This window comes from Terriglobus albidus (genome assembly GCF_008000815.1).
GTDB classification, from domain to species: domain Bacteria; phylum Acidobacteriota; class Terriglobia; order Terriglobales; family Acidobacteriaceae; genus Terriglobus; species Terriglobus albidus_A.
Genome location: NZ_CP042806.1, coordinates 2,677,617 through 2,691,811 on the forward strand (window position 1 = coordinate 2,677,617; position 14,195 = coordinate 2,691,811).

A 14,195-nucleotide genomic window follows, 5' to 3' on the forward strand; every position below is an offset into this window, starting at 1 on the left:
GAATGCGAGCGATCTCCGCACTTCTCACGTTGGTATGTCTTACCGGCTCACTCTTTGCAGCTCCTGCCAAGGCTGTGAAGCCGGCCACGCCTGAGCTGATGTATCTGGGGGTATGGCCACATACCATTCTTGTCATCGACGCCAACCAGGAAAAGATCGTCGACAAGATCGATCTTCCCACTGACATCGCCCGCACGCTGCTGCTCTCACCCGATTGCAAGAAGATCATCGCGTCGACACTGCGCGATAACTCGATTCTCGTGATCGATCTGGCGAGCAAGCAGATTCTGAATCGGTTTTCGCTCGATAGCGGCGGAATCTTTACCAGGTTGAGCGGCCTTACCATTGACCCGGGCGGCAAGCTGCTCTATGCGGTCGGTACGGATATCACGAAAAAGACCGATCGCTTTGAGGTCGGCGAACCGAAGCTGGTGGTCATCGACCTCGATGCGAAGAAGATCACTCGCTCGGCGGAGTTTGGCAAAGAGGATGCGCTTACCTCTCCGCGCACGAACATGAAGGTCTCGCCGGACGGTAAGTTTCTTTATATGTTTCGTCAGTCGATCTTCATCTATGACACCTCCACGCTGAAGATGGTCAAGAAGATCGAACTGAGCAAGGCCGAAGCGCCGGAGACATCCAGCCTGTCGCTTTCTCCGGTTGAGGATCCCAATGCGCCTGAGGGGAAGGTCGTAGGCATCTTCAATTCGTCGGACCCATATGTCCATCAACGCATCTTCGGTATCGCGGAGATCGATCTGGCGACACAGAACTATGAGATGACTCCTATCGGTCCTTCGGCCACAAGTATTCAGCCGATGCTGATGAGCCCTGACCGGAAGTACGGTTATACCGTGGCGGTGAATGGAACGCATGGTAACCGCGTTACCGAGTTCTGGGTCTTCGACCTGAAGACCAAGAAGATCATCAGCAAGAAAGAGTTCATCGGTCGAACCCGGCTCAATTTCGGAATTACTGCGGACGGAAACAAGCTGCTGATCTATAACGCCGGTTATCAGGTAGAGGTGTATGACGCAAAAACACTCGACCTGCGAAGCACGATTGACCTGAACGGCGACACTGTATCGAATCTGCTCGTCATGCCTATGATGCACCACTAAACATTGGGAGTTGGCCGCAATGGACCGAAGTACGCTGCCCGCAGGCAAGCTCTTTGTGCAGTACGGACGCGCGCTGCGGTATGTGCGGCCCTACCTGGGTGGATTGCTCGGTTTTATCGGGCTGGGGCTGCTGTCAACCGCTCTTGGACTGGCACAGCCCTTCATGTCTCGCTACCTGGTCGACAAGGCTCTGCTGGGGCGTGATCTTCGGGCGCTACTTGTGATTGCCGCGGCTATGATCGGTGCGGCCGTGGTGAGCTCTACCATCTCATTTGTCTCGAGCTATCTCTACCTCCGGCTTTCGACACGGAGTCTCTTCGATATGCGGATGGATCTCTATCGCCATCTGCAGAGCCTTTCGCCGCGGTTCTTCTCTGGACGCAAGCTGGGTGACCTGGTCTCGCGGATCAATAACGATATCGGTGAAGTGCAGCGGGTCGCGTCGGATGCCTGCCTGTCGCTGCTTTCGAATGTCATCTTCCTGATCGGAAGTCTTGCCATGATGCTATGGCTGAGCTGGCAGCTTACGGTGGTGAGCGTTGTTCTGTTGCCGATCGCGATCATTGCCTTGCGCGCCTACCAGGGCCGCCTGGTGCTGCAGAGTCGTGAGATCCGTGAGAAGAGCTCTGATCTGGGCAGCTTTCTGATTGAGTCGCTGTTGAGTCTGCGCTTGACCGTTGCGGTTACGGCGGAAGAACGGGAGGCCGCGAAGTTCCGGCGCTTGAACGACGGCTTCATACAGGCGCTGTTGAAGAGCCAGGTGACCTCTTTCCTGGCAGGCACGGTCCCGTCTCTGATCCTTACGGTGTCAACATCCGTGATGTTCCTTTATGGAGGATGGTTTGTCTTCCAGGGCCGATTGACCCTTGGAAGCCTGCTGGCGTTCATCGCATATCAAGCGAAGCTGATGGCGCCGGTTCAGAACCTGCTTACGCTCCATACAAATCTGCTGACCGGCGGCGTGGCCTTGGAGCGGGTCTTTGAGCTTCTCGATGTACCGGCAGATGTGGCGGATTCGGAGCTGCCCGTGGCGCTCCCAAAGAGCCTGGGTACCGTCAGGTTCGAAGCGGTCAGCTTTTCCTACAAGGACGCGGAGGTGGCGTTAGACAATCTCTCTTTCACGCTGCCGAAAGGGTCTCTCACTGTACTAGTGGGGAAGAGCGGTTCCGGCAAGTCGACGATGGCGGATCTCCTGCTGCGACTACACGATCCTCAATCCGGAGCGATTACCGTCGATGGCGTAGACCTGCGATCCATTCGCCTGAAAGAGCTGCGGGAGCGCATTGCGATCGTGGAGCAGACACCTTTTCTGCTCCATGCCTCGTTGCGGGAGAACATTGCGTACGGGCGGCCTGAGGCGGGTTTCGACCGCATTCGGGAGTGCGCGCGTGCGGCACAGATCGATGACTTCATCATGGGTCTGCCGGAAGGGTACGAGACGCTGGTGGGCGAACGTGGCGCTACGTTGTCCGCCGGTGAACGGCAGCGAGTCGCCATCGCTCGAGCGCTGCTGCGAGATCCGGAGCTGTTGATTCTGGATGAACCGACAGCCTCACTCGATCCGCTTTCAGAGGCGCTGGTGACCACGGCCTTGGCAGAGGTTGCGAAGGGGAGAACGACACTTCTGATCACACACCGTCAGGCGCTGATCGAACAGGCGTACCAGGTCATCGTGGTGCAGGGCGGCAGGATCGTCGAGTGTGGCACGCCCGAGGGCCTGATGCAAGACGGCGGCTATCTGGCCGCACATCGAAAGGGCTACATCGATCTATCGGGTGTTTCTGTCGATGAGGCGGTGCTGGTATGAGCCATCTCCGGATTGCTGTTCTCGACAGCGGTATAAATCCGTCTCATCCTCATGTCGGTGGTCTTACGAACGGTGTATGTCTGACAGGCGACGGCATCAGCGAAGACACAATCGACCGCCTGGGCCACGGGACAGCCGTCGCGGCCCTTATCCATGCGCTGGCTCCCGGGGCGGCGATTGTGCCGGTGCGCATCTTCGACAGGACTCTCTCAACCAATCTTTCGACGTTACTGCGAGCGCTGCAATGGTGTGTGGCGAACGGGATCCATGTGATCAATCTGAGTCTTGGAACGACGAACGAGAGCTATCGTGATGCGTTTGCGGAGGTCGTCGCGCGCGTTGCCGACGCCGGAGCTGTGCTGGTTGCTCCTTATGCGATGGGGGAGAAACTTCTGCTGCCCGGGACTCTTTCGGGGGTGGTGGGAGTTGTTGCCGACAGCACATGCAACGATGCAGCGTGCACCGTAAAGCCGATGACCTTCAAAAAGGCCTTCGGTGCGCCGCCTTATCCACGCGATATTCCTGGAGTTCCTCGAGCGTTGAACCTCAATGGTGTCAGCTTTTCCGTGGCGCGCGTCTCGGCTTATATTGCACGCGCGTGGTCCAGCCGAAAGGAAGGCGAGCCATGGGAGCGATTCCTGGAAGCGCGTCTCGACCAGGAGCCGATTGAGGTTCTGCTCAGGCAATAACCGGCTTGAGGTCGAGATCCTCGAAGCGGAATCCCACCGGAATGTGTATCGTCTCCGTTTGCAGCGCGGCGATACCGGCTTCAAGATACGTCAACTCAGAGCGCCAGAATGCGGAGTCGTGGTGAACGGCATAGAACGACCGGCAGACCAGCAAATGACGTAGGAACGCCTGTTGCAACCGGGCAGAGTAGTGCGTCAGGAGTTCCTGCACTGGTTCGCCGCGGCCGACAGCACGAACTACTGCAGTGGCAAGGTACGCCTCGCGCGCGGCGTGTCCCACACCTTCGCCACAAAGAGGATCGAATTGCAGCGCCGCACTGCCCGCACGGATCAGCTGCGAAGCGCAGAGTTCGCTTGCCATCGCCGGTGCGATGCTCACCGGTTCCAGACTGGCGGAGGCATCTTCCACCTGGAGGGCGACAAGACGGCTCTCCCGCAGGACCTCGTCCGGGTGATAGCCACAGCAGATAACGACGGCTTCAGTAAAGCTGGTCGGAAGCAGGAAGAGCCAACCCGCGGCGGTGGATTCCGCAAAGCAGCAGTGAGCGTCGGCTGACGTCCGGAGCTTCGCCCTGTGGAAGATTGCTCCGCGTTTGCCATAACGTATGACCGCCTCGCTGTCCCGCAGTTGTGTCTCGATCACCCAGCCGGAAGATGCTCGGTCCGATTCGCTTGTGAGAGTGTCGGGCAGATGGGAACGAAGCTCGTCGGCAAGCAGAATCTCCGGGATGCTAATACCGTGATGCTCAACGGTGACCGGTTCTTCGGCATCTCCCCAAAGGACGCTTCGACGCTGTATCGGCCACCCGAGTCGCGCAAACCTGTCGGTGCGATGGATCGTACTCAACAGTTGTATCGTCTGCGAACTCAATAACACCGATCGCTGGTGTTTGGATCGGCCTGACTGCATGGAAGCTGCAATGCCGCTCTGCGAGAGCAATTGTGCGATGCTGAGCGCAGCAATACCGTTTCCGGTGATCTGAACCTCGGCCAAAGCAATCTCCTGTGTGACGGCGAGTATTATGCGGATTCGGCGATCTTGGGAAACTCTGTTACCACCTGCGGTTGAAGCGGATGACCGAATGAGAGAGGCGCGGAAGCGTCATTCCAATGACATGAGACCGGGTCGAAGGATTTGATGCAGTCCACGGCGATCTCAGCGAACGCTCGTGTATTTTTGCGGAGACCGGCACGCTGTGAGACAGCTAGAACAATTCGCGATACCGGAACATCTTCCCGGATTTGGAGACAGACGAGCCTGTTGCTCGCGTAAGCATGGTCATGCAAAGGCTTAGTGTTCAGGATGGCGTATCCGGCTCCCGCCGCCACCAGGCCGCGCAACAGCTCGAGTGTTGTAACACGATGCCCAATCTGTGGTTTCCCGGCGTATCCGTCGAAGATCGAGGAGAGGTGGTCCTCATATTCGGGTCGGTCGAGCAGAATGAGAGGCTGATCGGTCAGCTGGTCCAGGCTTACGAAATTCTTGCGCGCCAACGGATGGGTACGGGCAAGCAAAACATAAGGTTTGAGCGTGACGAGAGGGATGGTCTGGATTGAAGGCTCTGGTTGCAGGTCGTACATCAGGGCAACATCGGTATCGCCCGATCGGAGCCGCTGGATCAGGCACTCCGTGGTGCCATCGAAGATAGTGGGAATCGTCTCCGGATGTGCCCGCTCGAATCGCTCCAGAATGCGCGGAAGAAAACACGGTCCAATCGTGGAAAGACATCCGATGCTGAGTCGCGGCGGCAAGCTTTCGTTCAAGCGGGCGGCGTGTCGTTGCAGGTTTTCGGCGCTATCCAGTACCTGCCGAGCCTCTGCAATAAAATCGCGGCCGGCGGAGGTTAGCGTGACACCGCGGGCTCGATGCCTTACGAAGCATTGCATCCCAAAGATCTGCTCGAGGTGAAGAATGGCAGCCGAAACTGCCGGTTGAGATACAAACAACGCCCTTGCCGCGGCAGAGACACTTCCGTGATCGGCTACTGCAATCAGGTATTTCAGTTGCTGAAGGGTATAGTTCACCGCGTAACTCCCAAAGAGCCTGAACCGGAAAAATGGTGTTGTCGAGAACGGGTGCGAAGCGAAATTAAAGCTACATTAACGCAGGATCCATTCGCCCGCAAATCCACAGAGCCCGATCCAGGGTTGTCGTTCACGATGTGCAGGGTTGTCTCGATAGTCGATTAAGTGTTTATTCATCAATGGTTTAACGTTTTTTCCCGGCGAGTCGATCGAACCGAAGAAAGCGAATACCCAACGTGTAAGAGCTGTTGAAGCGCCAAATCTTGTCGTTTGCCGTGAATTTGCGGACGTTCGCCAAATCGCCCGAACTTGCCCCGGAAGTCTCGTAAAGAGGTTAAGGAATGACAGATCCTCACTCGCTCAACATGGAGTTGCCGCTGGCACTCGGTCGCTCCGTTACGACTGCAGCAGCACCAACAACATCCCGCGAACGGAGCGGGCAGCAAGCCAAAGCCAGAAATGATTTCCAGCCGGTATGGTGGAATCCCGGCTTTGGCCGCATGCTGCTGATCTGGACATCGATCAGCACGTTGCTCTATGTCTGGAATTACGTCTTTCCGCCCAAGCCGTACGTGCATGATTTCATCGGCAGACTGCGATATATCTCGTGCTATTTGCCCTGGGCTGTCCTTACACCGCTCATCTTCCGCCTCGAGAATAAGTTTCCCCTGGGTGATCGTAAGGGCTTAAAGCATCTGTCGTACCTGGCTATGCTGAGCGTGCCCATCAGTGTGCTCGGGGCTTCGTCGATGTTGTTTTCGTTTCTGATCGTGTCGTCGGTCCTGCGCGGACACATCGTATACCCACGACGTGCTCTGAGCCTGGTGATAGAGTTCCCAGCCGCTGAAATTGTCTATTGGTGCAGCGTTGCAACGGGCTACTTTCTTCGTACCCGCTTTCAGCTCCATGAGCAGGAACGCCGTTCGGTCCAACTGGACCTGGAGAAGTCGCGGCTCGAGGCCAGCCTCAATCAGGCACAGCTTGAGGTACTGCGTTCAAGGTTGAATCCACACTTCCTCTTCAACAGCCTGCAGAACATCTCAGTGTTGATCGCAGAGAATCCAAAGCTGGCGAACCGCATGGTCGTTCATCTGGGGGATCTGCTTCGTGCCGTCCTTCGCAATGACTCGCAGCCAGAGAATTCGCTGCTCGAAGAGATCGAACTTACGCAGATCTATGTGGCGATGGAGCAGATGCGGTTCGGCAGCAGATTGCAGGTGACCTTTGACATCGATGCGGAGTCACATCAGGCGATGGTGCCGAGCTTTCTGCTACAGCCCATCGTCGAGAACGCCATCCTCCATGGCCTGCGGGAGATTAAGCGGAACGGCGTGATTACCATCTCAGGAGAGAGCAAGGGAAGCAGCCTTATCCTCACAGTGACAGATAACGGCGTCGGGCCCAGGGATCCGCACCGGATGAAGATGGGGGTGGGGCTTGGGTCCACGTGCGAACGTCTCGCCAAGATGTATCCCGAACGGCATTCGTTTTCCATGTGTAAACCTCCGCAGGGCGGCACTGAGGTGCGCATCGCAATCCCACTGCATTTTCGGGAGGAGCAGGCAGCATGACCTCTTGTCGAGAAATCATTCGGTTGCTCATTGTGGATGACGAACCACGTATCCGTTCCGGAATTCGTAGGGACCTGCACGGCTATGGGAAGATCGAGATCGTTGGTGAGGCCGGCTCGGTTGCGGAAGCGGTGGATGCGACGCTGCTCTGCGCCCCGGACCTGGTCCTGCTCGATGTACAGTTGCCCGATGGCACAGGCTTCGATGTTGTTCGTCACATAGGGTCCCGACAGATGCCTCCGGTCATCTTTGTTACGGCTTTCGATCAGTATGCAATTAGAGCGTTCGAGGTGAACGCGATTGATTACGTCCTCAAGCCGTTCGACGAAAGCAGGTTGCGGCAAAGCATCGATAAAGCCATCGACCGGCGGCTTGAGGCTATGGTGCTGATCAAACGGCTCGAACGCTTGGTGGAGGCACAGCAACAAAATTTGCAGCAGCGCATTGTGGTGAAGCATGACGGAAGGTTCGAGTTTATTCCGGTGGAATGCATTGATTGGGTGGAATCGGCGAACAACTATATCGTGCTGCATTGCGGAAATCGTACCCATATCCTGCCAGAAACACTAAGCAGCCTGGAGAGCCGGCTTGACGGGAATCTCTTTGTCAGAACACATCGCGGCCACATCATCAATCTCTCCCGCATGATCGCCGTCAGTTCACTGACAGGCGGAGGCTATGAAGTCGAATTGCGGAACGGGATACGGCTACCAGTCGGAAGGCAGTACCGTGAGGTGATACATGCACTCATACGTAACCGGCATGCCTGAACCCCGTGGTTCAAGAGCGCAGAGCAATGTATCTCTGACATGCGATTACAGGCGCCGGCCTTTGGCGATCACTCCGCTCATTTTGAGCCGCAGATTTACACGTTTTTTTTACATATCTGAGTGATTGCTCGAGCCATTGAAAACAATGGTGGAATCGGCAGACACAGAGGACTTAAAATCCGCAGGTGCGAAAGCGACGTGGGGGGCAAGTCCCCCTCCGGGCACCACATGACGCAACGTTGCTAGCTGGCATGTCACCACAGAATTGGCTCGAATTCATTGGGGAAAAATTGGAATATCATGCGAAGGAGCGAAGCTGAGTGTATCGAGATCCCTCAATGCGACGCAATCCTTACACACGTTCAAGTGAATCCAGTAGCCGAATAGAAGTTAGAGCTAGATAGTGACGGCCAATTGTGGTTATCAGACCCCGGTCACATTGGTAGGGACTCTTTCTTGAATGCTAGATCTCCAGCGTAGCGCATTATTCCCTGTTGCTGGGTATCGTGATCACGATATTGCCTGTGAGGAGGAATCGTCTACCCGTGAGCTTACGAAATGAGTGGTTTGGTGAATTAGAAAGGGGAAGGATAGCCTAGCCCTAAGATAGGCGTTCGAGCTGCAAAATCGCGCGTCAGCTCATGCAGCACTCTGAGGAGCATTTTTCAATGGGTGCCCGTCGCGGGCCATGACAACGACAAACGAATCCTGATCAATCGTTCGGAACCCGGCGTTTTCGAGCTTGCGGAGTATTTCCGCGGTCTTATCTTCCCCGATGATCCTTGCATGGGTCTCAAGGATTAGGGTATTCACCTTCTGCAATACTTCTGTTTCATTGAGCAATAGATCGTACTCGTGACCCTCGATGTCGCAAATAAGAGTGAAGGAGGTGAACCCCCGCTGATTCACAATATCCTGCAAACGAGTGGTAGGAACGGTTACTTTCGCTTCTCCATTCCACTGCGCTAAAGCATTGGACCATAGATCGCTAGCCGGATTGAACGTTATGGAGTCTGCATGATATGCGATTGCTTCGTTCAATATCTCGAATTTGCATTGATTGCGGCGTCGACTATCTTCCAGGATGGGGATCGCATTGGGGTTGACCTCGACGACAATATGCATTTTGGGATTCGTGAGCAAACGATTCGTAATACAGGCTACGACGCCGATACAGCCGCCCAACTCGATCACCGGCTCATTGCTATTCACGTAACGCATCACAGCACGCCGCTCAAAGGCTTCATAGTCCTGCTCCAGTAGCGCCAGTTTCATGGGGGTATTGGGCAGGCGCTTCAGGTCAAACGTACAGCCATCGAGAGTGATTGTGGTTATGTGTTTCGTGGCTAAAAGTTTTTGCGATAACTCTGCTTTCCTCCGGATCATATCCATAACTCCGGAAAATCCCTTGTCTCGGAATATTCTTCCTGCAGTCCAGATCTTCTTTATCAGCTTCACGGCCCTCATGAAAGTGCTCTCCTCATGTGCCCGCGATCTCCGTCAAGATTCGGAAAACCAATCGCCGGATCGAGCGCGGCCGGTGACTGGGTTCCATTCGGGCTGACGAGCGACCCCGGGATGGCGAACGACGGTGTGAACGTCGTGGTATTGGTGGTCAAACTGGCATGATGACAGTCCATAGGTTGGTGCTACCCACACTGATTGGAACGCCGATGATTGTAAATCCTCGTAAACCCTCCTGTGAATCAGTAGGTCAGTTGCTGAAGAAGTTCCAATGTGACTTCTGCAGCTATACGTTTTTTCGTTCAAGAATTGTTCTGCAATACGAAAATCACGGCTGCCGACGTAGCGTTTTTCCGGAGTTGGGCGGTCTTTGCTTGCGCATGGGGAAGGTATGAAACCGCACCCTCTTCTGGGAGGAAGTCGCGCCGCCCATTGCGACTGAGTATGGATATCAGTCGTAGCGGGTGCTCAGAAAGCCGCAAAGCGTGACGGAGTGGAGCTGAAGCAAGAGTCTCTTCTGTACCTCCCAAGATATGAGTTGCGTTTGGGAACCCAGCTCATTCGTTCCATTTCTGCAGGCCATTTGACCACTTGGATTTGCACATTTCGCGGATGATTTGTTGTAAATATTTGAAAATAATAGTGAAATCGGCAGACACGGCGGACAGGATCCTGTACTCCAATTCCAAATTATGGTTACGTCCCGTGGAGTGCACCCCTGAGGTGAGACACAGTAATCTGGGGACAGGCGAATCGAAAGAGGAGCGATGTCCCAGGAAGAGAAAAGGGCGTTCAGCCGGTCGTTCAAGCTGCGGGCAGTAAAGCGAATGGAGGCTGGCGAGAGCAGCAGTGCGTTGTCGGTAGAACTGGCAGTGAAGCGAACCCTGCTCTATCGTTGGCGCGATGCTGTTCGGCAGGATGGAGAGAAGGCCTTTCGAAGGAAGTCTGGCCGCCCATCGAAGACGGAACTGCTGAAGCGTGAGCACGGCGAGGAAGAAGCCAGCGAGTTAGCCCAGGCGCGGCGCAAGATCGCAGAGTTGGAGCGCAAGATAGGCCAGCAGCAGTTGGATCTGGATTTTTTCAAACAAGCCTTGCGGCACATCGAGGCTCCACGGCAGCGAAACAGCGCGCGTGGCGCAACAGCATCTTCGCCAGCATCCAGACGATGACGCTACCGCAAGGCTCTCCATCGAGATCGGTGGAGGGGATGTACAAGCTGGCCGGCGTGAGCCGGGCGAGCTTCTATCGCGACTGGGAAAAGTCAGCGCCGCCGGGTGAAGAGACAGAGCTGCGAGACACGATACACCGCCTGGCTCTGGCCCATCGTACTTATGGCTACAGGAGAATAGGAGCTCTTCTGCGGCGGGAAGGGCGTGTGGTCAACCACAAACGGCTGATACGGGTCACGCGGGAGGACAACCTGTTATGCCTGCGCAAAGCTGCGTTCCGCCCTGCGACAACAGACTCCAATCATCGTTGGCGGGTATGGCCGAATCTAGCGCGGCACATAACTCCCATGGGCCCTAATCGGCTGTGGGTAGCAGATATCACCTATGTCCATCTGGCGGAGGCCTTCGTGTATCTGGCTGTCGTGCTGGATGCGTTCAGCCGCAAGGTCGTGGGGTGGGCGTTGGGAAATCAGCTCACCGCGAACCTAGCGCTGGGAGCGTTAGAGATGGCCCTAAGTGATCGCAAGATCGCGCCTGGCGAACTTGTTCACCACACAGACCGGGGTATCCAATACGCCTGTGGTGACTACATCACACGCCTGCAGGCCGCGGGGATACAACCGAGTATGAGCCGCCCAGGATGTCCCTACGACAACGCCATGGCCGAGAGCTTCATGAAAACCCTCAAGGCGGAAGAAGTCAACGCCACTTCCTATCGCAATATCCAACATGCCAGATCCGCCATGCGCCGCTTCATCGAAGACGTCTATAACCGCCATCGGCTCCACTCTGCTCTCGACTATCTATCACCAGTAGAGTTCGAGCTTGCCTCGCTCTCCGCTACTTCCACCACCGTAGCTCTCAGCGCCAACCCATAACTACTAACCTGCCTGTCCCCAGATTACTGTGTCTCACCTCAGGGGTGCACTCCACCCGTCTGTCTCCAGGTTTCCCTGTCCCCAGATCCCCTCCCCGGTTTCCCCACGTCGCTTTCGCAACTGCGGATTTTAAGGAACGCAGTGTGGCAACGCGAGACGGTACATACTGGAGCACGATGAAGATCGGGCCGTGTACCGGAGTTTGTTGCAGGAAAACATGCAGCAATACAGGGTGTCATTTCTTAAATATCGTTTGATGTCCAATCAGGTCCATCTGGCTGTTTTCCAGAAATTTATTATGCAGTCGTCAATTGCCGCGCCTTTGCCAAAGGACGTCACCGTTTGGGAAGGTATGCAGTGACCGAAAAGAGCGCGTCAGGTAGTTTCGAGCTGGTGAGAGGTAATCCTTACAGCTGAAGAATGAGCATCGTTCATCAAGATGTTCGTTCCAAAGGATAAATTTCACATGCTTAGCCTCCATCTGCTGAATGGCGGGTTCAATGTCCTCTGGTCGCGTAGAGTCCCAACGCGACAGAGTGGGCAGGTACAGTGGATTCCTTAGCTCCAATGGCAGATACGCGCCGGGCCATCCCGCTTCGAGGAAATATTCTCCTGGCTTCGTCTGTTGAGCCAATACTCGCAATTCGTCGAATGCTTCTGGGGTTGTTGCAACCCGTCCTCCAGGCAGTTGGCCTTTAGCACTACACGCGATATGCTTTGCGACTACCTGATGTCCGCCCAGGGCAACTATGACACCGAAAGCAACGACTGAAAGTGTTCGCTCCGGAAACGAGAGCTCTCCTAACATCCAGACAAACAAAATGACCGCAGGCATTGCGATTGCGAAGAGCCTTAGCACGTTGATACTCGCTGCGACCTCAAGGAGCAGCGAGAGCCCACACAGGCTCAGTAATGTAATCGAGTTCCACGGGAATAGGTTGTCCTTGTACGCCCGTGAGCACTTCCAGAGAGCGAAGCCGTAGACTAGTGGCACCAGCGAGTAGACCAGCAGGAAGGGCAACATTCTCGGAACGTTAGACAATGTCAACGGACCTGGAAGCCCGAGCGATCTCGGAGACTGTGCGACATACCGAGATACAGATTCCACCAAACAGAACCACAGTCGTTCGAGCCCCACAGCACGGAAGTAGTAAACGTAAAGGGAAAGATTCACCAGCGCGAATGCGACTACCAGAGCCGCAACAAGTCTTGCCGTATGTGCTCTCGCCTCACGTCTCCGGATGCCACTGAGTAGTAAGAAGACGACAAAACCTATGAGAGCCGCTGCTCCGTGCGCTTGATTGAAGAAGCTGGAGATCGCGAGAAGCACGCCTGACATCACATTGCTTCTGATCGTCAGAGACTCCATTCCTATCCGGACGGCCAGAAGTATAAAAAATACAGCGAACCAGTGATGTGTCGGGTTCAGGAATTTCCCATAGATCAAGACCAGGAACAAGCCTGTGGCAGTCAGAGCAGATGCAACACTCATCAGCTGCCGCGATAGCGAATAGCAGAGGCAAGCTGAAAGAACTCCAAGGGCTAAAGCAATCGCATTTGTTACCCAGATTGCGTTCCCAAAGAGTCCGAAACTGCCTGCATAGACTAAATCTGTACCGGGAGGCGTGAATTGAAAGAAGTCCCGATAAATTGTTTGTCCGTCCAAGAGACGCTGCGCTCCCATCCAGGAGTAGACCTGATCACCGCCGAGCAGAAACGGAAACCTGGGCGAAGAGAACAGGTTCAGATAAAGATATAGCGCCGAGGAGAGGGCTACGACCGCATGCCATCGCAATCCCTCGGGGATTCTCAGGAGTGGCTCAATGGCAGCAAAGCTCCTTTGTCTCATACCGGTAAAAACCAGCAAGTCGTCCTCTTATTCCCTTCAGTCATCGCCTGGCGGAGGGCCACTCAAAGCCGCGCTAGTGTGGTGAATCTAAAGTTCGCGACATAAATCATGAAAAGCGTGCCGTCCGAAGCGTTGAAAAAGCAGGTCCTTCGCGTTGCTCAGGATGACAACATTTATGACCAGAACTTTAGACAGAGAACTCCGAAGACAGAGCCTACATCCCCGCGCCCAGACGCGCAACCCAGGGCGCGGTCATGAACAAGCCTCTGTCGGGCATCGGCCGAGTTGCAAAACTCTCCAAAACGGAAATGACTTCAACGTTGCCTATGTTGCCTAGGTTGGTGGTGCGTCCTGGGCATCGAACGAGGCACGTTCCTGTTTCCATATATCCCAAACATACGTTGGGTTCTGGAGCAGGCGCACGCAGCGATTCCAGCGAAGGATTGCCTCGTCGTTTCCCACCGGACGGACCTTTTCAGCTTCTGCGAAAAAGTGCAGGGCCTCTTCAAAAAGTACCAGCAGCATCTCCGGTGGCTGTCCTGCGCTGAGCTGTGCTTTTGCGCGCCGTTCGCACAGAATGCCAGAGTAGTAGAGTCGTTCGTAGGGGTCAGTGAGCTGCCGGAAGGTCAGTTCCGCTTCGCGGTAGCGATCGGACCCACCTCCGGTGAACTGGTCTGTAAGGGCGAGTCCGAGTAAACGCAACGCGCGTTGGTGCTGAGGTTCGATGGTCAGGATATCGCGACAGATCGACTCCGCTTCTTCCGGTTCGTTAAGCGAGCGGTAGAGTTCCGCCTTCGCGATAGCTTCGGCGATCCCCGCCGTTGAAATGCGTTTGAGTTTGTATTCCATGGC

General features: G+C 55.3%; 12 protein-coding genes. 7 read left to right on the forward strand and 5 right to left on the reverse strand.

Going from position 1 to position 14,195, the window contains the following annotated elements:
- The first annotated feature begins 2 nt into the window (after positions 1–2).
- Genes FTW19_RS10630 through qhpE form a run of 3 tightly spaced genes read left to right on the forward strand, consistent with a single transcriptional unit; the run spans position 3 to position 3,617 of the window.
- A complete protein-coding gene (locus tag FTW19_RS10630) occupies positions 3–1,121 on the forward strand; it encodes a hypothetical protein (protein WP_147647604.1) in 1,119 nt (372 codons plus the stop codon).
- 19 nt (positions 1,122–1,140) lie between these two features.
- A complete protein-coding gene (locus tag FTW19_RS10635; RefSeq protein WP_147647605.1) occupies positions 1,141–2,928 on the forward strand; it encodes an ABC transporter ATP-binding protein in 1,788 nt (595 codons plus the stop codon).
- Positions 2,925–3,617: a subtilisin-like serine protease QhpE gene (qhpE, locus tag FTW19_RS10640; protein ID WP_147647606.1), complete on the forward strand. Its 693-nt coding sequence runs from the start codon at positions 2,925–2,927 to the stop codon at positions 3,615–3,617. The genes FTW19_RS10635 and qhpE overlap by 4 nt, the downstream gene beginning before the upstream one ends.
- Here the strand turns inward: qhpE and FTW19_RS10645 are convergent.
- On the reverse strand, positions 3,607–4,611 hold the full coding sequence (locus FTW19_RS10645) for a hypothetical protein (protein ID WP_147647607.1): 1,005 nt from the start codon (positions 4,609–4,611) through the stop codon (positions 3,607–3,609). The two genes, qhpE and FTW19_RS10645, sit on opposite strands and share 11 nt — an antisense overlap.
- A 26-nt stretch (positions 4,612–4,637) precedes the next feature.
- Positions 4,638–5,642 carry a LysR family transcriptional regulator gene (locus FTW19_RS10650; protein WP_147647608.1) on the reverse strand — a complete coding sequence of 335 codons (1,005 nt, stop codon included), beginning with the start codon at positions 5,640–5,642 and terminating at the stop codon, positions 4,638–4,640.
- Between the two features lie 341 nt (positions 5,643–5,983).
- Between FTW19_RS10650 and FTW19_RS10655 the strand changes: the two genes are divergently transcribed.
- Positions 5,984–7,213, forward strand: coding sequence for a sensor histidine kinase (locus FTW19_RS10655; RefSeq protein WP_147647609.1), 1,230 nt, complete (start codon positions 5,984–5,986; stop codon positions 7,211–7,213).
- A complete protein-coding gene (locus FTW19_RS10660) occupies positions 7,210–7,983 on the forward strand; it encodes a LytR/AlgR family response regulator transcription factor (RefSeq protein ID WP_147647610.1) in 774 nt (257 codons plus the stop codon). The genes FTW19_RS10655 and FTW19_RS10660 overlap by 4 nt, the downstream gene beginning before the upstream one ends.
- Before the next feature lie 639 nt (positions 7,984–8,622).
- Here FTW19_RS10660 and FTW19_RS10665 read toward each other — a convergent pair.
- Positions 8,623–9,450 (reverse strand): FkbM family methyltransferase, encoded by an 828-nt coding sequence (locus FTW19_RS10665; RefSeq protein ID WP_147647611.1) that lies wholly within the window; start codon positions 9,448–9,450, stop codon positions 8,623–8,625.
- Positions 9,451–10,214: 764 nt separating this feature from the next.
- Here FTW19_RS10665 and FTW19_RS10670 point away from each other — a divergent pair.
- On the forward strand, positions 10,215–10,616 hold the full coding sequence (locus FTW19_RS10670) for a helix-turn-helix domain-containing protein (RefSeq protein WP_147647612.1): 402 nt from the start codon (positions 10,215–10,217) through the stop codon (positions 10,614–10,616).
- Positions 10,613–11,494 carry an IS3 family transposase gene (locus tag FTW19_RS10675; protein ID WP_147647613.1) on the forward strand — a complete coding sequence of 294 codons (882 nt, stop codon included), beginning with the start codon at positions 10,613–10,615 and terminating at the stop codon, positions 11,492–11,494. The genes FTW19_RS10670 and FTW19_RS10675 overlap by 4 nt, the downstream gene beginning before the upstream one ends.
- 307 nt (positions 11,495–11,801) lie before the next feature.
- On the opposite strand, the gene FTW19_RS10680 is transcribed toward FTW19_RS10675, so the two are convergent.
- Together FTW19_RS10680 and FTW19_RS10685 are read right to left on the reverse strand one after the other, a co-directional pair.
- Positions 11,802–13,361 (reverse strand): hypothetical protein, encoded by a 1,560-nt coding sequence (locus tag FTW19_RS10680; protein WP_147647614.1) that lies wholly within the window; start codon positions 13,359–13,361, stop codon positions 11,802–11,804.
- A 315-nt stretch (positions 13,362–13,676) separates the two neighbouring features.
- Positions 13,677–14,192 (reverse strand): hypothetical protein, encoded by a 516-nt coding sequence (locus tag FTW19_RS10685; protein WP_147647615.1) that lies wholly within the window; start codon positions 14,190–14,192, stop codon positions 13,677–13,679.
- Positions 14,193–14,195 lie beyond the last annotated feature (3 nt).

What these genes read in the sequence shown, in the direction of transcription:
- FTW19_RS10630 (WP_147647604.1), top strand. Translation starts at nt 3, where the DNA reads ATGCGAGCGATCTCCGCACTTCTCACGTTGGTATGTCTTACCGGCTCA.
- FTW19_RS10635 (WP_147647605.1), top strand. Translation starts at nt 1,141, where the DNA reads ATGGACCGAAGTACGCTGCCCGCAGGCAAGCTCTTTGTGCAGTACGGA.
- qhpE (WP_147647606.1), top strand. Translation starts at nt 2,925, where the DNA reads ATGAGCCATCTCCGGATTGCTGTTCTCGACAGCGGTATAAATCCGTCT.
- FTW19_RS10655 (WP_147647609.1), top strand. Translation starts at nt 5,984, where the DNA reads ATGACAGATCCTCACTCGCTCAACATGGAGTTGCCGCTGGCACTCGGT.
- FTW19_RS10660 (WP_147647610.1), top strand. Translation starts at nt 7,210, where the DNA reads ATGACCTCTTGTCGAGAAATCATTCGGTTGCTCATTGTGGATGACGAA.
- FTW19_RS10665 (WP_147647611.1), bottom strand. Translation starts at nt 9,450, where the DNA reads ATGAGGGCCGTGAAGCTGATAAAGAAGATCTGGACTGCAGGAAGAATA.
- FTW19_RS10670 (WP_147647612.1), top strand. Translation starts at nt 10,215, where the DNA reads ATGTCCCAGGAAGAGAAAAGGGCGTTCAGCCGGTCGTTCAAGCTGCGG.
- FTW19_RS10675 (WP_147647613.1), top strand. Translation starts at nt 10,613, where the DNA reads ATGACGCTACCGCAAGGCTCTCCATCGAGATCGGTGGAGGGGATGTAC.
- FTW19_RS10685 (WP_147647615.1), bottom strand. Translation starts at nt 14,192, where the DNA reads ATGGAATACAAACTCAAACGCATTTCAACGGCGGGGATCGCCGAAGCT.